Origin of the sequence: Amycolatopsis sp. cmx-4-54 (assembly GCF_046548895.1) — a bacterium.
Classification (GTDB): Bacteria; Actinomycetota; Actinomycetes; order Mycobacteriales; family Pseudonocardiaceae; genus Amycolatopsis.
The window spans coordinates 1-20,807 of the sequence record NZ_JAEBEJ010000019.1 but is presented as its reverse complement, the minus strand read 5'-3'; the positions used below and the strand labels follow the sequence as shown (position 1 = coordinate 20,807).

General features: G+C 70.3%; 19 protein-coding genes. 7 read left to right on the top strand and 12 right to left on the bottom strand.

Features of this window, described 5'->3' with window-relative positions; all coding sequences use genetic code 11:
• Positions 1–19: 19 nt before the first annotated feature.
• From ACLJQ7_RS39790 to ACLJQ7_RS39765, 6 genes are all read right to left on the bottom strand, one after another.
• Positions 20–1,354, bottom strand: coding sequence for an MCE family protein (locus tag ACLJQ7_RS39790; RefSeq protein ID WP_410653364.1), 1,335 nt, complete (start codon positions 1,352–1,354; stop codon positions 20–22).
• Positions 1,351–2,199, bottom strand: a complete 849-nt coding sequence (locus ACLJQ7_RS39785) for an MlaE family ABC transporter permease (protein WP_034322613.1) — start codon at positions 2,197–2,199, stop codon at positions 1,351–1,353. The genes ACLJQ7_RS39790 and ACLJQ7_RS39785 overlap by 4 nt, the downstream gene beginning before the upstream one ends.
• A 1-nt stretch (position 2,200) precedes the next feature.
• Complete coding sequence (locus ACLJQ7_RS39780) at positions 2,201–2,986, bottom strand: MlaE family ABC transporter permease (protein WP_410653363.1); 786 nt, start codon at positions 2,984–2,986, stop codon at positions 2,201–2,203.
• A 144-nt stretch (positions 2,987–3,130) separates the two neighbouring features.
• Complete coding sequence (locus ACLJQ7_RS39775) at positions 3,131–3,892, bottom strand: glucose 1-dehydrogenase (RefSeq protein WP_410653453.1); 762 nt, start codon at positions 3,890–3,892, stop codon at positions 3,131–3,133.
• Between the two features lie 25 nt (positions 3,893–3,917).
• A complete protein-coding gene (locus ACLJQ7_RS39770) occupies positions 3,918–4,802 on the bottom strand; it encodes a 3-oxoacyl-ACP reductase (protein ID WP_410653362.1) in 885 nt (294 codons plus the stop codon).
• Between the two features lie 85 nt (positions 4,803–4,887).
• A complete protein-coding gene (locus tag ACLJQ7_RS39765) occupies positions 4,888–5,079 on the bottom strand; it encodes a ferredoxin (RefSeq protein ID WP_410653361.1) in 192 nt (63 codons plus the stop codon).
• A 103-nt stretch (positions 5,080–5,182) separates the two neighbouring features.
• Here ACLJQ7_RS39765 and ACLJQ7_RS39760 point away from each other — a divergent pair, with 103 nt between their 5' ends.
• From ACLJQ7_RS39760 to ACLJQ7_RS39750, 3 genes are all read left to right on the top strand, one after another.
• A complete protein-coding gene (locus ACLJQ7_RS39760) occupies positions 5,183–6,364 on the top strand; it encodes an acyl-CoA dehydrogenase family protein (RefSeq protein WP_410653360.1) in 1,182 nt (393 codons plus the stop codon).
• Between the two features lie 176 nt (positions 6,365–6,540).
• Positions 6,541–7,614: an acyl-CoA dehydrogenase family protein gene (locus tag ACLJQ7_RS39755; RefSeq protein WP_410653359.1), complete on the top strand. Its 1,074-nt coding sequence runs from the start codon at positions 6,541–6,543 to the stop codon at positions 7,612–7,614.
• Positions 7,611–9,122 carry a long-chain-fatty-acid--CoA ligase gene (locus ACLJQ7_RS39750; RefSeq protein WP_410653358.1) on the top strand — a complete coding sequence of 504 codons (1,512 nt, stop codon included), beginning with the start codon at positions 7,611–7,613 and terminating at the stop codon, positions 9,120–9,122. Before ACLJQ7_RS39755 ends, ACLJQ7_RS39750 begins: the two co-directional genes overlap by 4 nt.
• Positions 9,123–9,200: 78 nt before the next feature.
• On the opposite strand, the gene ACLJQ7_RS39745 is transcribed toward ACLJQ7_RS39750, so the two are convergent.
• Positions 9,201–9,806 carry a TetR/AcrR family transcriptional regulator gene (locus ACLJQ7_RS39745; protein WP_410653357.1) on the bottom strand — a complete coding sequence of 202 codons (606 nt, stop codon included), beginning with the start codon at positions 9,804–9,806 and terminating at the stop codon, positions 9,201–9,203.
• Between the two features lie 64 nt (positions 9,807–9,870).
• Between ACLJQ7_RS39745 and ACLJQ7_RS39740 the strand changes: the two genes are divergently transcribed.
• A complete protein-coding gene (locus ACLJQ7_RS39740) occupies positions 9,871–10,296 on the top strand; it encodes an SgcJ/EcaC family oxidoreductase (protein WP_410653356.1) in 426 nt (141 codons plus the stop codon).
• Between the two features lie 6 nt (positions 10,297–10,302).
• Here ACLJQ7_RS39740 and ACLJQ7_RS39735 read toward each other — a convergent pair whose 3' ends face one another.
• The 3 genes from ACLJQ7_RS39735 to ACLJQ7_RS39725 form a co-directional block, all read right to left on the bottom strand.
• A complete protein-coding gene (locus ACLJQ7_RS39735; protein ID WP_410653355.1) occupies positions 10,303–12,996 on the bottom strand; it encodes a GNAT family N-acetyltransferase in 2,694 nt (897 codons plus the stop codon).
• A gap of 1 nt (position 12,997) precedes the next feature.
• The gene (locus tag ACLJQ7_RS39730) at positions 12,998–14,170 is read right to left on the bottom strand and encodes an acetoin utilization protein AcuC (protein WP_410653354.1); all 1,173 of its coding nucleotides are present in this window, start codon (positions 14,168–14,170) and stop codon (positions 12,998–13,000) included.
• Between the two features lie 196 nt (positions 14,171–14,366).
• Entirely contained in the window at positions 14,367–15,215 is an 849-nt protein-coding gene (locus ACLJQ7_RS39725; RefSeq protein WP_410653353.1) for a sulfurtransferase, read from the bottom strand.
• Positions 15,216–15,323: 108 nt separating this feature from the next.
• Between ACLJQ7_RS39725 and ACLJQ7_RS39720 the strand changes: the two genes are divergently transcribed.
• The 3 genes from ACLJQ7_RS39720 (at position 15,324) to galE (ending at position 18,370) form a co-directional block, all read left to right on the top strand.
• Positions 15,324–16,043: a metal-dependent transcriptional regulator gene (locus tag ACLJQ7_RS39720; protein WP_091597341.1), complete on the top strand. Its 720-nt coding sequence runs from the start codon at positions 15,324–15,326 to the stop codon at positions 16,041–16,043.
• Positions 16,040–17,221: a galactokinase gene (gene galK, locus ACLJQ7_RS39715; protein ID WP_410653352.1), complete on the top strand. Its 1,182-nt coding sequence runs from the start codon at positions 16,040–16,042 to the stop codon at positions 17,219–17,221. Before ACLJQ7_RS39720 ends, galK begins: the two co-directional genes overlap by 4 nt.
• Before the next feature lie 195 nt (positions 17,222–17,416).
• Positions 17,417–18,370, top strand: a complete 954-nt coding sequence (gene galE, locus ACLJQ7_RS39710; protein WP_410653452.1) for a UDP-glucose 4-epimerase GalE — start codon at positions 17,417–17,419, stop codon at positions 18,368–18,370.
• Here galE and ACLJQ7_RS39705 read toward each other — a convergent pair.
• Entirely contained in the window at positions 18,345–19,409 is a 1,065-nt protein-coding gene (locus ACLJQ7_RS39705) for a DUF4192 domain-containing protein (protein WP_410653351.1), read from the bottom strand. The genes galE and ACLJQ7_RS39705 overlap by 26 nt on opposite strands.
• A 148-nt stretch (positions 19,410–19,557) precedes the next feature.
• The gene (locus tag ACLJQ7_RS39700; protein ID WP_410653350.1) at positions 19,558–20,412 is read right to left on the bottom strand and encodes a M23 family metallopeptidase; all 855 of its coding nucleotides are present in this window, start codon (positions 20,410–20,412) and stop codon (positions 19,558–19,560) included.
• Positions 20,413–20,807 lie beyond the last annotated feature (395 nt).

The following is a 20,807-nucleotide window of genomic DNA, read 5'->3' as shown; positions in this document are numbered from 1 at the left end:
ACCGCGCGCGCCTGAGTACTCATCGCAGCTCCACCTCCACCCCGCGGTACAGCGGCCCCACCAGCAGACTCCCCCAGTTCGGCACCTGATCCGGCGTCGTGCCCATGGCCGGCGACACGAGCAGGTCGATCAGCCGCTGCTCATCCGGCGAGTTCACCACCGAACCACCCGCGCCCCCACCCGCGGGAATGGTCCCGTTCGAGGGCAGGGTGCCGTCGGGATCGCGCGGCGGCGCGGGTTTCGAGGATCCGTCGTCGATGGCGCCGTCCGGCGGGTACTGCGGCCAGCGTCCCGGCGGCGGCACCTCCGGGTAACACCGCGGACCGCGTTTGTCGTTGTACTTCGGCTCGTCGACACCGGGCAGGTACTTGCCCCGGCTCGGCGTGAACTCGATCGTCACCCGGCTGACCTCGGGATGCGCGGTGCCCTTGCCGAACGCGAGTTCCGCGCGCGGCACCGATCCGGCGAGCTGCTTGAGCAGGCACGGGTACTCCGGCGCGTACTTCGCGAGGACGTCCAACGTGGGCTGAAGGCTGGTGGTGAGGCGGATCAGGTTGTCCTGGTTCACTTTCAGGAAACTCGTCAGGTCGATCGAGGCCGCGGTCACCGTCGAGTACACGTCGGCGAGCCCGCGCTGGCTCTCGACCAGGGTCTTGCTCGTGGTGGTCAGATCCGAAAGCGCGGCCAGCAGATCCGGCGCGGCCTTGTCGTAGATCGCGGCGGCGTCGGCGAGCCCGGTGATGTCGGCCTTGAGATCGGGCAGCGACGGATTCACCTTGCCGAGGTAGTCCGAAAGCCCCGCCAGCGTCGAGCCCAGCTGTTTGCCCTGACCGTCCAAAGCGGACGCGACGGCGTTGAGCGTGCTGGCCATCTTCTCCGGCTGGACGGCCTGCAGCAACGGCATCACGTTGCCGAGCACGGTTTCCAGTTCGATCGCGCTGCTGCTGCGGTCCTGCGGGATGACGTCGCCCTCGGCGATGTGCCGCTCCGGCCGTTCCGGTATCTGCAACGCGACATACCGTTCGCCGAACAACGTCTTCGGCAGCAGCCGCGCGGACACGTTGGCGGGGATGACCGACGTCTTGTCCGGATGCAGCGCCAGGTCCATCGTCGCGCGATCACCGTGCGCCTGGATCTCCCGGACCTCGCCGACGACCATTCCACGCACCTTCACGTCCGCGCCCACGCGCATCTGGTTGCCGATGCGGTCGGTCTCCAGTTTCACCAGGGTCACCGTGGTGAAGGCCTTCTGGTAGAAGGCGATGGTGGTGACGAAGAACAGCACGACCACCACGAGGAAGACCAGGCCCAGCACCTGGTGCCGGAGCCGCCGCAGCAGAATCCTCCTGTTCACCCGGAAATCCTCACCGTCGTCGTGGCGCCCCAGATCGCGAGGCTGAGGAAGAAGTCGAGGACCGAGATCAGCACGATCGACGTCCGCACCGCGCGGCCGACCGCGACACCGACCCCGGCGGGCCCACCGCTGGCGGTGTAGCCGTAATAGCAATGCGACAGGATCACGAGCACGCTGAAGATGATCACCTTGAGGAACGACCAAAGCACGTCCTCGGGCGGCAGGAACAACGTGAAGTAATGGTCGTAGGTGCCCGCGGACTGGCCGTAGAGCCAGATGGTGATCTGCCGCGAGGCGAGATACGACGAAAGCAGGCCGACGGCGTAGAGCGGGATGACCGCGGTGACGCCGGCGATCACCCGCGTCGTCACCAGATACGGCAGGCTCGGCACGCCCATCACTTCGAGCGCGTCGATCTCCTCGGAGATCTTCATCGCGCCGAGTTGCGCGGTGAACCCGCAGCCGACGGTGGCCGAGAGCGCGAGCCCGGCCGAAAGCGGCGCGACCTCGCGGGTGTTGAAGTAGGCGGAGATGAACCCGGTGAGCGCGGCGGTACCGAGCTGGTTCAGCGCGGAGTAGCCCTGCAGACCGACGATGAGACCGGTGAACAGTGTCATCCCGATCATCACGCCGAGCGTCCCGCCGATCACCGCGAGCGCGCCGGTGCCGAAGCTGACCTCGGTCAGCAGGCGGAAGATCTCGCGGCCGTAGCGCCGGATCGTGCGCGGGGTCCAGGCCAGCGCGCGGAAGTAGAACGACAGCTGGCCGCCGAAGCCTTCCAGCATCGCACCGGGACGCGCGATGATTTCGAGCGTCCGGTCCGAAACAGCGGGTTCGCCTGCCATGTCACATCGCCTTCGGCGGGACGATCCGCAGGTAGATCGCGGTCAGCACGACGTTGATCAGGAACAGCAGCAGGAACGTGATGACCACGGCCTGGTTCACCGCGTCGCCGACACCCTTCGGCCCGCCCGCCGGGTTCAGCCCGCGGAACGCCGCGACCACCCCGGCGACGAAACCGTAGAGGAGCGCCTTGATCTCGCTGATCCACAGGTCCGGCACCTGCGCGAGCGCGTTGAAGCTGGCGAGGTACGCGCCGGGGGTGCCGCCCTGCATGACGACGTTGAAGAAATAACCGCCGAGCACGCCGACGACGCTCACCAAACCGTTCAGCAGCACCGAAACCACGATCGCGGCGAGCACGCGGGGCACGATCAGGCGCTGGATCGGGTTGACCCCGAGGACCTCCATCGCGTCGATCTCTTCGCGGATCTTGCGGGCGCCGATGTCGGCGCAGACCGCACTGCCGCCCGCGCCCGCCACCAGCAGCGCGGTGATCAGCGGGCTCGCCTGCTGCACGATCGCGAGCGCGCTCGCCGCGCCGGTGAACGACTGCGCGCCGATCTGCTGCGTCAGCGAGCCCAGCTGCAACGCGATGACGGCGCCGAACGGGATCGCCACCAGTGCCGTCGGCAGGATGGTGACGCTGGCGAAGAACCAGCACTGCTGGATCCATTCGCGGAACTGGAACGGGCGTTTGAAGATCGCGCGCAGGACTTCCCACGACAGGGTCGCGAGCCTGCCGACCTGTGCGAGCGCACCCGTACCGGGGACGGACACCGTCGCTCCCACAGAACCTCCCAGTAGCCTGCCCCGAGTCTTACTCCACCTGTCAACGCCCCATTGCGTCAGCGGTGTTCACTCTGCTCTCGGCACCTCCGCGCTAGTCCATCCATGTCCCCACCACCACCCTCAACGGAGGCGCTTCGCGCCCGATCAGAATCTAAGTGCGTGCGTGGCACAGGCGCCGCCGTCGGCGACGAACTCCGAACCCGTGCTGTACGAACTTTCGTCACTGGCCAGGAACAACACGAGTTTCGCGATGTCCTCCGGCTGCCCGACGCGGCCCAGGGCGACCTTCTTGCCCACCCACGACATGTCGACTTTCTGCCCGCCCGCGGCGGCCGCGACCATCGGGGTGTCGATCGCGCCGGGATGGACCGAGTTGACGCGGATGTTCTTCGCGCCGAGTTCGAGCGCGGCGACCTTGGTCATCCCGCGGATCGCGAACTTGCTCGCGGTGTAGGCGACGAGGAACGGCATCCCGGCGAGCCCTTCGACTGAGGACACGTTGACGATGGAGCCGCCTCCGGCCCCGGTCATCGGTTCAACGACCGAACGCATCCCGAGAAACGCCCCGATCTGGTTCACCCGGATGACGCGTTCGTAGTCGGCGAGCGTGGTCTTGCCGAGTTCCGAGAAATGCAGGATGCCCGCGTTGTTGACCAGTACCGTCGGCGGGCCGAACTCCGAGACGGTGCGCTCGATCGCGGCTTCCCATCCGGCCTCGTCGCCGACGTCGAGATGCTGGTAGACGGCGGACTCGCCGAGATCGGCGGCGAGTTTCTTGCCGTCGAGGTCGTTGATGTCGGCGATCACCACGCGCGCGCCCTCGGCGACGAACAGCCGCGCGGCCGCCTCGCCCTGCCCGCGGGCGCCGCCGGTGATCAGCGCTACCTTGCCGTCGAGCCTGCCCATCGTCATCCACACCTGTTCCTGTTGTTCACGGCAGCGACATGATCTCGGACGCGGAGAACATCCGCTCCGGGTCGCGGTCGGCGAAGTAGCCGCCCACGCTGGTGGCGAGTTCGCCGGCCGTCCAGGTGCCGTTGACGGTGTCGAACCGCTGTTCCACCGACGGCGGCCGCAGCAGCGCGACCATCCCGCCGTAGACGAGGAACACCTGACCGTTGACGCGATCGGCCTCGGGCGAGCAGAGGAAGGACACGAACGGCGCGACGTGGTCGACCGAAAGCGGGTCGATCCCCTCCGGCGCGTCGGCGCCGAAGACCGCTTCGGTCATCGCCGTGCGGGCGCGCGGGCAGATCGCGTTGGCGCGGACGCCGTAACGGGACAGACCGCGCGCGGTGGAGACGGTGAGCGCGGCGATGCCCGCCTTGGCCGCGCCGTAGTTCGGCTGGCCGGGGGCGCCGAGCAGGAACGACTCCGACGCGGTGTTGACCACCCGGCCGTACACCGGCGCGCCGTCCACTTTGGACTTGTCGCGCCAGTACGCCCCGGCGTTGCGTGAAAGCAGGAAATGCCCGCGCAGGTGGACGCGGAGTACGGTGTCCCATTCGTCGTCGGTCATCGAGAACAGCATCCGGTCGCGCAGCACGCCCGCGTTGTTGACCAGGACGTGCAGCCCGCCGAAGTGGTCGACGGCGGCGGTGAGCAACGCGTCCGCGGTCGCGGACTCCGACACGTCGCCGGTGACCGCGACGGCCTTGCCGCCCTCGGCCTCGATCTCGTCGGCCACCGCGCGCGCCGCGTCCGACACGTCGTTGACCACCACCGACGCCCCCGCGGCGGCCAGCGCCAGCGCCTCGGCTCGGCCGAGTCCCGCGCCGGCCCCGGTCACGATGGCCGTCCTGCCGTCCAAACTCACTCCGGGCCTCCCGCCTTCCAACGCACAGCCTCTCCGCACACACTAGAATCTGTTCTCGTTCTATGCAAGCGCCACATCAACGGTGCTAACCACGGATGAGCAGGGCATTTTTCGGACAGCTCGCCACAGCCTGAGTAACACGTTCTACTTGATTTCGGGGAACTTCGGCCGACGCGACGACCAGTTCCTCATCGTCGTCGAGATCGAAGACCTCGGGCGCGAAGCCGACACAGATCGCGTTCGCCTCGCAGAGCGAGCGATCGACGTCGATCTCCATATTCCCTCCTCGCCGCCACACCTGGTACAACTAGAACAGGTTCTACCTTACCGCCGCGAGCGGCCATGGCACCAGTAACGAGCACCGACGGCAGAGGTGACGGATGCGGATCGACTACACGCCGGAGCAGCGGGCGCTGGCGGCGGAACTCAGGGAGTACTTCGCCGGGCTGATGACCCCCGAACGCCGTGAAGCCCTGGCCGGTGACGGTGGCGAGTACGGCGACGGCCTGGTGTACAAGGAAATCGTCCGAGACCTCGGCAGTGCGGGCTGGCTCGCGATCGGCTGGCCCCGCGAGTACGGCGGGCAGGACCGGCCGATGCTCGACCAGCTCGTCTTCACCGACGAGGCGGCCGCGGCGGGGGTGCCCGTCCCGTTCCTCACGGTGAACACCGTCGGGCCGACCATCATGCGCTACGGCACCGAAGAACAGAAGGCGTTCTACCTGCCGAAGATCGCCGCCGGTGAGCTGCATTTCGCGATCGGCTACTCCGAGCCGGGCGCGGGCACCGACCTCGCGTCGCTGCGCACCCGCGCGGTCCGCGACGGCGACGACTACGTCATCAACGGCCAGAAGATGTGGACGAGCCTGATCGAGTACGCCGACTACGTCTGGCTGGCCGCCCGCACCGACCCCGACGCCCGCAAGCACAAGGGCCTGAGCATGCTGATCGTGCCGACCTCGGCCCCCGGCTTCTCCTGGACCAAGGTGCATACGGTCGCCGGGCCGGGCACGAGCGCGACCTACTACGACGACGTCCGCGTCCCGGTGACCTCCCGGGTCGCCGGGGAGAACGAGGGCTGGCCGCTCATCACGAACCAGCTCAACCACGAACGCGTCGCGCTGACCTCGGCCGCCCCGATCCAGACGTCGCTGCGCGAGGTGCGGAGCTGGGCGCAGACCACGAAACTTCCCGACGGCTCCCGCGTCGTCGACCAGCCGTGGGTGCGGCTGCACCTGGCGCGGATCCACACGCACGCCGAGTACCTGAAGCTGCGGAACTGGCGGATCGCCTGGGCGGCCACGAGCAGCGAGCTCGGCCCGGCGGAGGCGTCGGCGACGAAGGTGTTCGGCACGGAGTTCGCGACCGAGGCGTACCGGCTGATGATGGAGATCCTCGGCGCGTGCGCCGTCGTCCGCGAGGGCTCCCCAGGCGCCCAGTTGCGCGGCCGGATCGAACGGCTGCACCGCTCTTCGCTGATCCTCACCTTCGGCGGCGGGACCAACGAGATCCAGCGGGACATGATCGCCGCGACCGCCCTCGGCCTGCCCGTCACGCGCTAGTGGTCGCGATCGGAAAGTGGGTGGGGGTATTCGATGGATCCAGATTTCCGCTGGGCGCGCGGCCGGGAGACGTGCGTACCGGTGTCGTACTCGTGTCTTCCGGCCGTGCGCCCAGCGGGAACCTGGGCCGTCGAGACCCCCGGCCACCTTCCGATCGTGACCACTAGGAGATATCGATGGACTTCACGCTCACCGAGGCGCAGCAGGATCTCGCTTCGCTCACGCGCCGGATCCTGACGGACAAGGTCACCCCCGACGTGCTGGGGCCGCACGGTTCCGGCGGCTTCGACGCTCCATTGTGGACTTCGCTGGCGCAGGCCGGGGTGCTCGACGCCGCGCTGCCGCAGTCGGTCGGCGGTGGCGGGTTCGGGCTGCTGGAGCAGTGTTCCGTGCTGGCCGAGATCGGCCGCGCGGTCGCACCCGTGCCGTATCTGACGTCGGTCGTCCTCGGCGCGGCCGCCGTCGCCGAATTCGGGGACGGAAGGCTTGCCGAGCGCTGGGTCGTCCCGGTCCTGCGCGGTGACCACGTTCTCGCGGTGGCGCTGCCGGACTACGGCGTGCCGTGCGGTTTCACCGCCGAGGCCGACGGGGACGGCTGGCGGCTGACCGGCGCGCAGACCGCGGTGCCGTCGGGCGCGTTCGCGCACGGGTTCCTCGTCGAAGCCGCCATTGACGGCGGCCGTCAGGTGTTCCTGCTCGACCGGGACGCCGTGACGGTCTCGCCGCAGCGGACCGTCGACCACGCCGACGCGGCGCTCGTCGAGCTGTCCGGTGCGAAGGCCGCCACGTCCTTGGGCGACATCGGCGAATGGCTGCGGCTGCGCGGCACGGTCGGCGTCTGCGCGCAGCAGCTCGGCGTGGTCGAACGGGCGCTGGAGCTGACCGCGGCGTACGCGCGGGAGCGCAAGCAGTTCGGCCACCTCATCGGGAGTTTCCAGGCGGTGCGGCAGCGGCTCGCCGACGCCTACGTCGACGTCGAAGCCGTCCGGCTGACGCTGTGGCAGGCCGCCTGGCGGCTCAGCGAAGGGCTTCCGGCGGCCGAAGAGGTCGCGACGGCGAAGTTCTGGACGGCCGAGGCCGGGCACCGTGTCGCGCACACCGCCGTGCACGTCCACGGCGGGGTCGGCATCGACGTCGACCACACCCTGCATCGCTACTTCGTCGCGGCGAAACGGCTCGAGTTCACCCTGGGCGGAGCGACCGCACAGCTGCGGGGACTCGGCGACCTGCTGGCCGCGGACCCGGCATGACCCCCACGGTCACGGAGCTCCTGCTCGCGCGGGCGGAGGACCGCTCGACCGGCCTGCTGTTCGAGGACCGGCGCTGGACCTGGGTCGAACACGTCCGGGCCTGCGCCGGACACGCCGCCGCGCTCACCGCGATTCTGCGGCCCGGCGGGCACTTCGGGCTGCTGGCGGACAATGTTCCCGAGTTCTCGTTCCTGCTCGGCGGGGCGGCGCTCTCGGGGCACGTGCTGGTCGGCCTGAACCCCACGCGCCGGGGCGCGGCGCTGGCCCGCGACGTCGCGCTGGCCGGCTGCGAGCTGGTGTTCGCCGAGGAGAAGTATCTTCCACTCCTGTCCGAGGCGGACGTCCCGGTGCTGCCGCTGAGCGCTCTCGAACCCGCGCGGGAGGCCGTCGTCCCCGTGGCCTCGAAGCCCGAAGACCTGCTCATGCTGATCTTCACCTCGGGCACGAGCGGTGACCCGAAGGCGGTCCGGTGCACGCACGGCAAGGTCGCCTACCCGGGCGAGATGCTGGCCACCCGGTTCGGTCTGTCCATACAGGACACCGTGTACGTGTCGATGCCGATGTTCCACTCCAACGCCATCATGGCGGGCTGGTCGGTCGGGCTCGCCGCGGGCGCGGGGATCGCGTTGCGGCGACGCTTCTCCGCCTCCGGTTTCCTGCCGGACATCCGGAAGTTCGGGGCGACGTATGCCAACTACGTCGGCAAGCCACTGTCCTATGTGCTCACCACCCCAGAGCGGGACGACGACGCCGACAACCCGCTGAAACTGGTCTACGGCAACGAAGGAGCGGAAGCCGACCTCGCCGCTTTCGGCAAGCGCTTCGGCTGCCACGTCGTCGACGCGTTCGGCTCGACCGAGGGCGGCGTGAACTTCGGCAGGGACGCCACCACCCCGGCCGGTTCGCTCGGCAGGCTGCTCGACGGCGTCGCTGTCCTCGACCTGGAGACCGGGAAACCCTGTCCCCCGGCGGAGTTCGATGAAGCCGGGAAGCTGCTCAACGCCGCCGACGCGGTCGGCGAACTGGTCAACACCGGTGGTCCCGGCTTCTTCGCCGGGTACTACGGCGATCCGGCGGCCGAGGCCGAGCGCATGCGCGACGGGATGTACCACACCGGTGACCTGGCCTACCTCGACGCGGACGGCTACTGCTACTTCGCGGGACGGCTCGGCGACTGGCTGCGCGTCGACGGCGAGAACCTCGGCACGGCCCCGATCGAGCGCGCGCTCCTGCGGCACCCCGCCGTCAGCGAGGCCGCCGTCTACGGGGTTCCGGATCCGCGTGTGGGCGACCAGGTGATGGCGGCCCTCGTCTGCCGGTCGCCGATCGACGCCGCCGAGTTCGCGGCTTTCGTTGCCGCGCAAGGTGATCTGGGGCCGAAGCAGTGGCCCCGGTTCGTGCGGACGCTCGGCGAACTGCCCCGGACCGCCACGCACAAGGTGCTCAAACGCGACCTGGCCGCGGACGGCACCCGCGACGCCCAAGAGCTCCGCTACCCCCGCATTTAGTCCTCTGGATACGGTAATTCGTGGCCCCGACTACCGCATCCAGAGGACTAAATGCGGGGTGGTCGGCAAGAACTTGCGTCACCGGAGCAGCGACGTGACCAAGGTGTCCTTGAGCCAGGCTTCGTAGTCGTCGTGACTCCACCCGGCCTCGGCGACGAGGCTGGTGTGGACGTCGGCGCTCATCAGGGCCACGGCGACGTCCGCGGCCCGGGGCACCACCGCGCGCCCGCTCTCGTGGATACGGCCGACGACCATCTCGACGCCGAGCCGGTTACGCCGGGCACCTTCCGCCTGGGTCGCGGCGATGTCCGGATCGACGGCGGCACCGGAGCTCAGCATCGCGACGATGTCGCCGCAGCGTTCCCGGACCTGGCGGGCGACCGTGGCGAGCAGGCCGAGCAACGCGACCGGGTCCTCGGTCCGCCGCGCCTCGGCGACGAGGTCGGGGATCCCGGCCTCGTCGTCGAGGAGGTCGACGAGCCCGCCGAGGACACCGGCCTTCGAACCGAAGTGCGCGTAGATGGTCTGCGGGGACACCCCCGCTTCCTGGGCGATGAGGCGGATCGGTGTCCGCGCGTACCCGCGCTCGGCGAAGAGGCCGCGGGCCGCCGTCAGGATCGTGCGCAGCGTCAGCGCCTCACGCCGGTCGCGCAACCGGACGATGCCGGGAAGGTCCGGGGGCATGTATGCTCCTCGAAAGTTGGAACGTTGTTCTAAGTAATGGAACGATGTTCTAGGAAGGATAGCGATGACCACCGAGGAGATCATCACCGCGCTGGAACGCGCCTGGAACGCGGGCGACGGCGAGGCGTGGGCCGCGAACTTCGCCGAGGACGCGGATTTCGTCGACGTCGTCGGCCGCATCCAGCGCGGCCGCGCGACGATCGCGCGCGAGAGCCAGAACATCTTCGACACCATCTACCGGGGCAGCACACTGCGGATCCGCCAGGTGTCGAGCCGTCCGCTCGGCGGCGGGTTCGATCTCGTGCACACCGCCACCACGCTGAGCATCCCCGCCGGTCCCCTGGCCGGGGAAGCTCGGGCGGTGCAGACGAAACTCGTCCACGACGGGTTGATCGTCGCGTTCCACAACACGATCCGGGGTGATATCGCGGCGTTCACCGGCCACGACGCGGACCTCGCGGCCCGCTCGCCCCAGGAATGGGATTCCTGACCGGGCTCAAGCGGGGGCGTTGATCGGCCGCAGCCGTCGCGGCCCCGTGTCGGGCCGGGACGGTGGTGGGCCCAGCACGATCCGCGCGTTGGCGACGAAGGCGCCGTCCGGCGACGCCAGGATCGGGTCGAGCGTCATCGAGCGGACCTCGGGATTGTCCTCCGCGAGCGCCGCCACGCGCAGCACGATGTCCTGGAGCGCCGCCAGATCCGCCGGTTCGTCGCCGCGGTATCCGGTCAGCAGCGGCGAAGCCCGCGGCTCGCGCAGCAGCGTGGCGGCGTCGACGTCGGTGAGCGGGACCGCGCGGTAGGCCCTGTCCCCCAGCAACGTGCTGACCAGCCCGGAGAGACCGAACGACACGAGCGTGCCGAACGACGGATCGTCCTGCAGCCCGACCACGCACGAAATACCCTTGGGCGCCATCCGCTGGACGTAGACCTCGTCGTCGTGCGAGATCTCGCGCAGATCGGCGTACGCCCGGCGCACTCCGTCCACAGAGGACAGGTCGAGCCGCACGCCCGCGAGGTCCGGCCTGCCGCGCAGCCGTTCGTCGACGGCCTTGAGGGTGACCGGGAAACCCAGCTCCTCAGCCGACTTCACCGCCTCGTCCGCGGACGAGGCGACCCGGAACGGGACCACGTCGATGCCGTAGCAGCCCAGGAACCGGACCACGTCGTCGTCGGAGAGCAGCGTCGTCTTGCCGTCCTCGCCCGCCAGCAGTTCGCTGACGATCACCTGCGCCTGCTCGGCGTGCAGCCCCGCGGGGCGCACCAGGTTGCCCTGCGGACGCTGCCGCCAGGCGGCGTAGCGCACGACTCGCGCGAGCGCGTTCACCGCGCGTTCGGGGCTGGGGTACGACGGGACCGAACCCCGCGTCGGAACGCCGTCCTCCGACAGCACGGCCAGTTCGTCCGGCACCCCCTCGACGGCGAGGAAGGTCGACACGATCGGCTTGTTCTTGTCCATCTCGACGACGGCCTCCCGCAGCGCGCGGGCGTACGCGGTGCCCGGGATCGCGAGCGGCGGCACGAAGACCACGACGAGCGCGTCGGTCTCCGGGGAGTTGAGGGCTTCGCGCACGGCGGCGGCGAACTCCTCCGGGCTCGCCTGCGGCCCGACGTCGACCGGGTCGGCGGCCAGCCGGAGACCGTGCGCCCGCGCGGTGTCGGCGGCGAGCAGCCCGATGGCACTGGAGTTGCCCACGATGGCGACCCGCGGCCCGGCGGGCAGCGGCTGGTGGGCGAAGACCAGCGCGGTGTCGAAGAGCTGCGCGAGCGTGTCGACGCGGACGACGCCCGCCTGCTCGAACAGGGCTTGGACGCTGGACTCGTCGACCTCCGCCGACGTCGCGGCGAGCTGCGGGCGGACCGCGTGCCTGCCGGATTTCACCGCCACCACCGGTTTCGTCCGCGCCAGCCGCCGCGCGAGCCGCGCGAACTTGCGCGGGTTGCCGAACGATTCCAGGTACAGCAGGACGAGGTCGGTCGCCGGATCGGTCTCCCAGTACTGGAGCAGGTCGTTGCCGGAGACGTCGGCCCGGTTGCCCGCCGAGACGAACGTCGACAGCCCGAGACCACGCGACTCGGCATCGGCGAGGATCGCGGTGCCCAGCGCGCCGGACTGGCAGAAGAACCCGGTGCGGCCGCGCGCGGGCAGACGGGGCGCGAGGGTGGCGTTGAGCCGGACCGAAGCGTCGGTGTTGAGCACGCCCAGCGCGTTCGGGCCGACGACCCGCATCCCGTGCGCCCTGGCCTCCCCGACCAGTCTCAGCTCGGCGTGCAGCCCGTGCGGCCCGGCCTCGGCGAACCCGGCGGAGACGATCAGGAGGGTCTTGACCCCTTTGGCCAGCGCACCGTCCAAAACGGACTCGACGGCCTCGGCGGGCACGGCGACCAGCGCGAGATCGACGTCCTCGGGAATGTCCACGACGGACGGATAGGCGCGGACGCCGCGGACGGACTTGTGCTCGGGATTGACCGGGTAGACGGTGCCGGCGAAGTCGGCGCTGAGCAGGTTGGTGAGGGCGACGTAGCCGATCTTCGTCGGATCGGTGGACGCGCCGATCACCGCGACCGACTTCGGGTGGAGCAGATTGTGCACGCTGCGCGCCTCGGCGGCCTGTTCCCGGGACCGGGCGACCGCGAGCGACTCCTCGGTCGGGTCGATGTCGAACTCCAGGTGCAGCACGCCTTCCTCGATTTCGCGGCTGACCTGGTAGCCCGCGTCACGGAACACGCGGACCATCGCCGCGTTCTCGGCGAGCACCTCGGCGACGAAGCGGCGAAGCCCGGACTCCGAGGCGGCGGCGGCCAGATGTTCCAGCAGGATCGACCCGAGCCCGCGGCCCTGGTGGGCGTCGTCGACGACGAACGCGACCTCGGCCGACGGCCCGTGTTCGAGCCGTTCGTACCGGCCGACCGCGACGATGTCGTCGCCCAGCAGCGCGACGAAGGCCACCCTGTCGTGGTGGTCGACGACGGAGAACCGTTCGAGGTCGCGCTGCGGGATCCGCGGATAGGCGCCGAAGTACCGGAAGTACCGGGTGCGTTCGGACAGCCTGCCGTGGAAGGCGACGAGGCCGTCGGCGTCGCTGGGGATCACCGGGCGCAGGTGCACCGTGCCGCCGTCGGAGAGCAGGACGTCGGCCTCCCACTCGCGCGGGAAGTCGTAGGGGTCGCGTTTGGTGTCCTCACTGGCCATGTCAGTCCCTGGGATCGTCCGGATCGAGGCCGTGCAGCGGGAAGATCGCGCGGCGGGTGTCGCGGATGGCGATGTCGACCGGCTCGTCCGCTCCGTCTCCCCACGGGACGAACGCCGTCTCGCGGCCGTCGGACATGCCTGCCGGGAGCTCGGCTCGCGGCGCGGCCCTGGAGATCGACGCGACCCAGTTCGGCGGCAACGAGGTCGCCGGGTCGACGTCGCGGCCGAGCACGGTGGCGAGCAGATGGGTCCAGGAGCGTGGCACCACGCGGATCAGCTGGTAGCCACCGCCGCCGACGGCGAGCCAGCGGCCACCGGCGTGCGCTTCGGACAGTTCACGCAACCGCCGGTAGATGGCGCGATGGCCGTCCACCGACAGCGAGAGATCCGCCAGCGGGTCTTCCTCGTGCGAGTCGACGCCGCACTGGGTGACGAGGATCTGCGGCCGGAACTGTTCCAGCAGGGACGGCACCACCGCCTCGAACGCCCGCAGCCAGCCGCCGTCGCGGGTGCCGGGCGGCAGCGGGAGGTTGACCGCGGTGCCCTCGGCCCCGCCCTTGCCGATCTCCGCCGAGTAGCCCGTTCCCGGCCACAACGTGAACGGATGCTGGTGCAGGGAAACGGTCAGCACCCGGGGGTCGTCGTAGAACGCGGTCTGCACGCCGTCGCCGTGGTGCACGTCGGTGTCGACGTAGGCGATGCGGTCGAAACCGTGGTCCAGCAGCCACGAGATCGCCACCGAACAGTCGTTGTAGACGCAGAAACCCGACGCCTTGCCCGGCATCGCGTGATGCAGCCCGCCGGCGATGTTCACCGCCCGCGTCGCCTCACCCTCGGCGATCTTCCGCGCGGCCAGCAGCGTCGAGCCCACGACCAGCGCGGAAGCCTCGTGCATCCCGGTGAACACCGGGTTGTCCTCGGTGCCGAGCCCGTGCGCGAAGTCGGCACCGGTCATCGGCGCCTGCCGGACGGCCTCGATGTACTCGGCGAGGTGCACGCGCCGCAGCTCGTCTTCGCCCGCCGGACCGGGGACGAGCAGTTCGACCCCGTCGAGCACGCCGAGCTCGGTGGCGAGCCGGATCGTCAGTTCGAGCCGCACCGGGTTGAACGGATGCTCGCCGCCGAGGTCGTAGCCCAGCAGCGAGGAGTCCCATACGACGGCCGGTGCTCGCATGGTCCGAACTCTAGTGCCCCGCGTCGGAAATACGGTGCTTATCGGCAAGGCGCCGGTTCGTCCTCGTACGGAGTCGTACTCGGGCGGGCCGGCAACGCGGCCGTCGGGAAGCCGGCCGCCGGGATACGCGCCGGATTTCCGACGCGGGACACCAGTGCCCGGACGCGGCTCGTGCGTCGTTCCGGACGCCCGCGGGTCAGCCGGGCAGATCCCCGGTGGCCACCGGGCGCTCCGGATCGCGCGACCAGTGCGACCACGAGCCCGCGTACAACGCCGCGGGCTCCGGGTGACCGGCGACCTCGAGCGCGAGCACCACGGACGAGGCGGTGACGCCCGATCCACAGTAGACACCGACCGGGGTCTCCGGGGTCACGCCGAGACCTTCGAACCGCTCGGCCAGTTCCGAGGCGTCGCGCCAGCGTCCGTCCTCCCCGAGATGCCCGGAGAAGGGCGCGTTGACCGCGCCGGGGATATGCCCGGCGCGCGGGTCGATCGGCTCGGTCTCCCCCGCGTACCTCGGCCTCGCCCGCGCGTCGAAGAGCAAGCCGTCCCTGGCGAGCGTGGCGGCCTCGGCCGCGTCCAGCACCGGCATGCCGCCGGGCTTCACGACGATGTCCCCCTCCTCGGGCGAAGGGACCTCGTCGGTGACCGGGCGCTCCTCCTCGGCCCACGCCGCGAACCCACCGTCCAGCACGGCGACTTCGGCGTGCCCGGCCCAGCGCAGCAGCCACCACGCCCTGGCCGCGACCGAACCGTCGGCGTCGTCGTAGACCACGACCGGGTGACCGGCACGGACCCCGGCCGCCCGCAGATGCCGCTGCAGCGTCCCCGGCTCGGGAAGCGGATGACGGCCGCCGTCACCCGGCTCCCCCGCGAGCGCCGTGTCGAGGTCGACGTACATCGCGCCCGGGAGATGCGCCTCACGGTAGGACTCGGCGCCGGGCGGGCCGGCGAGCCGCCAGCGGACGTCGAGCACTACGGAGCGTGCCGATTCCGGCCCGGAAAGCCGCGCGGCGAGTTCGCTGGTGGTGATCATGGGGCGCATGGGGCCATCTTCCCGTGCCTCATGACTCCCTGCCCAGCTTGGGGGACTTTTCCCGCCTCGGCGCTTGTTCTCCCCACGCCTGCGTCGCTGTCGGTGCCAGCGACTACGATGAGCAACGCGGACGAAGGGGACAGCGTGAACGATCTCATCGACACCACAGAGATGTACTTGCGTACCATCTACGAGCTCGAAGAAGAAGGTGTCGTCCCGCTGCGGGCCCGGATCGCGGAGCGGCTGCAGCAGAGCGGCCCGACCGTGAGCCAGACCGTCGCCAGGATGGAGCGCGACGGACTGGTCGTGGTCGCGGACGACAGGCATCTGCAGCTGACCGAGCACGGTCGCGAACTCGCCATCGCGGTCATGCGCAAGCACCGGCTGGCCGAGCGCCTCCTGGTCGACGTCATCGGCCTGGAGTGGGAGCACGTCCACAACGAGGCCTGCCGCTGGGAACACGTGATGAGCGAGGCCGTCGAGCGCAAGCTGGTCAAGCTGCTCGACCACCCCACCACGTCGCCCTACGGCAACCCGATCCCGGGGCTCGACAAGCTCGGCGACGGCGATCCCGCTCCGCCCGCCGAAGCCGATCTCGTGCGGCTCGACGAGTTCGCCCGCATGGGTGGCGGTGAGGTCGAGATCCGCCGGATCGCCGAGCACGTGCAGCTGGACGAGACGCTGATGACGGAGCTCAAGTCGGTCGGCATCGTGCCCGGCAACCGGGTCAAGGTCGGCAAGACGGCGCCCGGCGGGACCATCGAGGTCACCGGCGGGAGCAGCTCCGCCCAGGTGCCCGTGTCGGCGCTGCACGCCGTGCTGGCGCAGGCCAGGTGAGCGCCGCGTCCGACGCCGCGGAGACCTTCCTGGCCCTCCACGGCCGGGCCCCGTCCGGGGTCTGGTCCGCGCCGGGCCGGGTGAACCTGATCGGTGAGCACACCGACTACAACGACGGTTTCGTGCTGCCGTTCGCCCTCCCGCACCGGCTCGCCGCCGCGGCGACGCCGCGCGAGGACGGTGTGCTGACCGTGGCCACCCTCGGCTCGGACGGCAGGGTCCAGGAGTCCGGCCCGCTGGCCATCGCCGACCTGCGGCCCGGCTCGGTCGAGGGGTGGGCCGCGTACCCGGCGGGGGTCGCGTGGGTCCTGCGTGACCAGGGCCTCGCCGGCGGCGCGGACGTGGTGATCGCGGGGAACGTGCCGTCGGGGGCGGGCTTGTCCTCCTCCCACGCGCTCGAATGCGCCGTCGCGCTCGCCCTGCTGGGGCTGGCCGGGATCACTCCGGGCATCGGCGGGGGTTCGCCGAGCCTGCACGAAGTGGCCCGCTGGGTGCAGCGTTCGGAGAACGACTTCGTCGGGGCGCCGACCGGTCTGCTCGACCAGACCGCTTCCCTGTGCTGCACGGAATCGAACGTGCTGTTCCTCGACGTCCGCTCCGGCGAGCTGGAACAGGTGCCGTTCCCGCTGGAGGAATCCGGCGTCCGGATCCTGATCATGGACACCCGCACGAAGCATTCGCACGCCGAGGGCGGCTACGGCGAACGCCGCCGGGGCTGTGAGCGCGCCGCGGAACTGCTCGAAGTGAAGGCGCTGAGGGACATCGACGTCGACGGGCTCGACGCCGCGCTCGACAGGCTGCCGGACGAACTCGTGCCACTGGTACGCCACGTGGTGACGGAGAACCAGCGCGTCCTCGACACCGTGGATCTGCTGCGGGCGGGCCGCATCACCGAGATCGGTCCTCAGCTGGACGCCTCGCATGTGAGCATGCGCGACGACTACCGGATCTCCACCCCCGAACTCGACCTCGCCGCCGATTCGGCCCGTGAAGCCGGGGCGCTCGGCGCGCGGATGACCGGCGGCGGCTTCGGCGGTTCGGCGATCGCTCTGGTCCGCGAGTCCGATGTGGACACCGTCGGGCGAGCGGTGAAGGCCGCGTACGAAGCGGCGGATCTGCGTCACCCCAGGCTGTTCACCGCCGTGCCGTCGCGTGGCGCGGGCCGCGACGAGCTCTAGCCCTGAATCGGCCGCGCGGCGTGATTCGCGTGTCCAGGCACGGGACACGCGTGTTTTGAGGGAGAACACGCCGAAGCCGGATTCCGTGGACCCGGGGCGCGGCCGGTGCCCGGGGGCGAGGACACTGGGCCGCGACCGCATCCGCAGCAGAAAGGCGCGAACGTGACCGACGAACCGACCAAGACCCTGAAGCTGATGGTGACGGGCGGAGCCGGTTATGTGGGCAGCGTCTGCGCGGCCCGCCTCATCGAGGCCGGGCACGACGTCACCGTGGTCGACGACCTCTCCACCGGGCACGCCGACGCGGTGCACCCGGACGCCACCTTCGTCGAGGGCGACGCCGCCGAGGTCGCCCGGCGCCTGCTCGGCGACGGCTTCGACGGTGTCCTCCACTTCGCCGCCAAGTCCCTGGTCGGCGAGTCGATGACGGATCCGGCGAAGTACTGGGAAGGCAACGTCCTGACCTCGCTCCGCCTGCTCGAAGCGATGCGCGACCACGGCACGAAGCGGCTGGTGTTCTCCTCCACCGCGGCCACCTATGGCGAGCCCGAGTCCTCCCCCATCCCGGAGACGGCGCCGACCCAGCCGACCAACACCTACGGTGCGACGAAGCTGGCCATCGACCACGCGATCACCTCGTTCTCGCGCGCCCACGGCATCGCCGCCGTCAGCCTGCGTTACTTCAACGTCGCCGGCGCCTACGGCTCGTTCGGCGAGCGGCACACCACCGAAACCCATCTGATCCCTCTCGTGCTCCAGGTCGCCACCGGGGACCGCGAGCGGATCCAGATCTTCGGTGACGACTACCCGACCGCGGACGGCACCGCCATCCGCGACTACATCCACGTGGTCGACCTCGCCGACGCGCACCAGCTGGCCCTGCGTCACGCGGCCGACGGCGAACACCGCATCTACAACCTCGGCAGCGGCACCGGTTTCTCGGTGCTCGAGGTGATCGAGGCGTGCCGCCGCACCACCGGCCACGAGATCCCCGCCGCGGTCGCTCCGCGCCGGGCCGGTGACCCGTCGGTGCTGGTGGCCTCCAGCGAGCGGGCCGGTGACGAACTCGGCTGGAAGCCCGAACGCACCGACCTCGACGGCATCGTCGCCGACGCCTGGGCGTTCACCCGGTCCCGCCAGAACGCCTGAGGGCGATCTCGGGGGTTCCTTCGGCTCGCTGCCGCAGGACCACCCGAGCCACTTCGGACGGTTGCACCATCGTTTCCAGCGCCCCGGTCAGCAACTTCGTCAACCCGTGTTCGGGGTCGGTTTCACCGGCCCTGACCAGGGCGATCCCGGCGGTCGCCAGGTCACCTCGGACGTAGGCGGCGTGCGCCTTCAGGGCCAGCGCCTCGGCGGCTTCCGGCGCCGGGAGTTCCCTGGCCAGCGTGAGCCAGAGCTCCTCCGCGGTGCGGGCGAGCGGTGAATCCGCGGGGGCGGCGGTGAGCATGCAGGCGCCGCGGACCTCGACCAGGGAAAGGGCCCAGGCCAGCCGGACGGCCTGGTCGTCGGTGATCGTCCGGTCGCCGCCGTCGGCGCGGGCGAGCGCGGCGTTCACCTCGTCGATTCCGGCCTGGACGAGGTCTCCGCCTCGCCATGGCGGCTCGGCCATCCTGGTCAGGAGATCGGAACGCCGGGCGAGCGTCTCCGGCGCGACGGGGTCGAAGAGGCGCTCGACGTCTTCCCGGCTCGCGTGCGTGATCTGCCCGGCGCCGGTGACGACCGCGGCGGCCACCGAGTCGCGTGGGTCCGGCAGGAGACCGCCGCAGGTCCTTTCCCGGTAGCAGCCCCAGCGCACGTCGGCGGCGATCCGCGGCGCCCACACCGAATGCTTCAGCGAGATGTCGAACTCGGTCAGCGAAGCCTCGAGGCGCCGGATGAACCGGCGTCGCGGGGGCCGTCCCGCCTTGTTCGCGACACCACCGCCGACCACCGCCACGGTGGCACCGGTGTGGCCGGTCACGGCGAGCCTGATCGCCAGATCCCGCGCCTGGTCGAGTTCCAGGCTCGGCGGGGGCAGGTCCACGCGCATGACGAGGCCCTGCTGTTTGCGTCCCGGGCCGCGCAGGCCGAAGACGACGACGGAGTCCTCGGGATGGAAGCCGAGGAGGTACGGGATCGCGGCGAGCAGGTCCGCCGGATCCGTCAGATCGACCTTGGTCCTGCCGGTCGGGGTGGAGGTGGTCATGCCCCCACCCTGCGGCGGGAATGGGGCCGCTGGGTGGGGGCAGGACAATCTGTGGACAGCCGGGACCGTTGTGGACAACCGCCGTGGACCGTGCGCGGGGACGCCAATCCTGTCGGTGGGGTGGTCTACAGTGCCCGGTCCCTCGGGATCAGTCGCAGTGTTCGAACGGGCTCTCGTAAGCGTTCGACCCGACCGAGCCGCCCCACTTGACGCAGGTCGAGGCAGCCGTCTTCTTCACCGGTCCGGCGTAGTAGGTGAAGCTGCCGGAGTCGGTCACGCGAGCCGAGCCCTGGACTTCGAGGAACGCCGACACCGGCGACGCGGTGCCGAGCGAAACCGCCTTCAGCGTGGTGACGCAGTTGGCCTTGGTCGACGCGTTGTAGAGCAGGTACGCCGTACCCGAACCGTTCGCGAGCCCCTGCGAGTCGACGACCGAGAACCCGCTGCCGCACACCTCGGTGGCCTCGTACGGGTTGCCGCCGCACGAGTTCTTGCTGGTGAAGTTGGTGTGGCCGTAGTACGGCACCGCGACCCCGTGCAGCACCGCCTTCTGCGCGACCCCGTTGAGCCGCTGTTCGAAGTGCAGGTGCGGGCCGGTCACGCCGCCGGTCGCCCCGGCCGTGCCGATCTGCTTGCCGAGGCTGACGGCCTGGCCGACCGAGACGGACTGGGTCGACAGGTGGGCGTAACGGGTACGCCAGCCGCCGCCGTGGTCGATCTCGACCCAGCGCCCGTAGCTCGTGCTGCCTTCGTTGGCGACCCGGGTGACGGTGCCGCCCGACGACGCCAGCACCGGCATCCCGGTGATCCCCGACTTCTGGAAGTCGACCGAGTTCGCCGGGCTGTGCCCGCTGAACGTCGCCGCCGTGACCGTGACGCCGCATTTGAACGGGACCTGGAAGTTCGGGGCGGCCGACGCCTGCGTCGTACCGGCGAGGGTCAGGCCGAGCGCGGGGATGACGGCGGCCGCGGCGAGCACTGCGAAACGGCGCAACCTGGACATGGAGACCTCCATCAGGTGGGGAAGCCGGACAGGCCGAAGCAAAGCCGGTGGAAATACATTTTCCGTACAAGCCCGAGGTCGGGTCGGGGTTTTCCCTCGGGGGACGAGAGCCGCTCTCGCTCAGGCCGGGCCCGTCGTCGGTCTTCGTTTCCCACCGGATTCTGGCTGTGGTCGATGGCCACGGTGTGACGTTGCGAAAGCCACTTTCGCAACGTTGGACCTGGATCCACCGGTGTGGTTGTGGGTTGATCGTGGTGGTGGTTGTTGATCAGGTGTGGGGTTGGTGGGTGTGGTGGATTGCCGGTCGTCGCATCCGGTGTGTCCACTGTGGTCCGGTTGTTGGGGTGGGGGGTCAGGCTGGTCGGTGGGTTGTGGTGAAGAGTGTCTGGTAGGCG

Excerpts from the sequence above, each read along its gene's own strand:
- ACLJQ7_RS39755 (WP_410653359.1), top strand. The coding sequence starts at position 6,541 with ATGGACTTCACGCTCACCGAGGCGCAGCAGGATCTCGCTTCGCTCACG.
- ACLJQ7_RS39750 (WP_410653358.1), top strand. The coding sequence starts at position 7,611 with ATGACCCCCACGGTCACGGAGCTCCTGCTCGCGCGGGCGGAGGACCGC.
- ACLJQ7_RS39705 (WP_410653351.1), bottom strand. The coding sequence starts at position 19,409 with ATGACCACCTCCACCCCGACCGGCAGGACCAAGGTCGATCTGACGGAT.
- ACLJQ7_RS39785 (WP_034322613.1), bottom strand. The coding sequence starts at position 2,199 with ATGGCAGGCGAACCCGCTGTTTCGGACCGGACGCTCGAAATCATCGCG.
- ACLJQ7_RS39740 (WP_410653356.1), top strand. The coding sequence starts at position 9,871 with ATGACCACCGAGGAGATCATCACCGCGCTGGAACGCGCCTGGAACGCG.
- ACLJQ7_RS39730 (WP_410653354.1), bottom strand. The coding sequence starts at position 14,170 with ATGCGAGCACCGGCCGTCGTATGGGACTCCTCGCTGCTGGGCTACGAC.
- ACLJQ7_RS39700 (WP_410653350.1), bottom strand. The coding sequence starts at position 20,412 with ATGTCCAGGTTGCGCCGTTTCGCAGTGCTCGCCGCGGCCGCCGTCATC.
- galE (WP_410653452.1), top strand. The coding sequence starts at position 17,417 with ATGGTGACGGGCGGAGCCGGTTATGTGGGCAGCGTCTGCGCGGCCCGC.
- ACLJQ7_RS39735 (WP_410653355.1), bottom strand. The coding sequence starts at position 12,996 with ATGGCCAGTGAGGACACCAAACGCGACCCCTACGACTTCCCGCGCGAG.
- ACLJQ7_RS39745 (WP_410653357.1), bottom strand. The coding sequence starts at position 9,806 with ATGCCCCCGGACCTTCCCGGCATCGTCCGGTTGCGCGACCGGCGTGAG.
- ACLJQ7_RS39765 (WP_410653361.1), bottom strand. The coding sequence starts at position 5,079 with ATGGAGATCGACGTCGATCGCTCGCTCTGCGAGGCGAACGCGATCTGT.
- ACLJQ7_RS39720 (WP_091597341.1), top strand. The coding sequence starts at position 15,324 with ATGAGCAACGCGGACGAAGGGGACAGCGTGAACGATCTCATCGACACC.
- ACLJQ7_RS39775 (WP_410653453.1), bottom strand. The coding sequence starts at position 3,892 with ATGGGCAGGCTCGACGGCAAGGTAGCGCTGATCACCGGCGGCGCCCGC.
- ACLJQ7_RS39725 (WP_410653353.1), bottom strand. The coding sequence starts at position 15,215 with ATGCGCCCCATGATCACCACCAGCGAACTCGCCGCGCGGCTTTCCGGG.
- ACLJQ7_RS39760 (WP_410653360.1), top strand. The coding sequence starts at position 5,183 with ATGCGGATCGACTACACGCCGGAGCAGCGGGCGCTGGCGGCGGAACTC.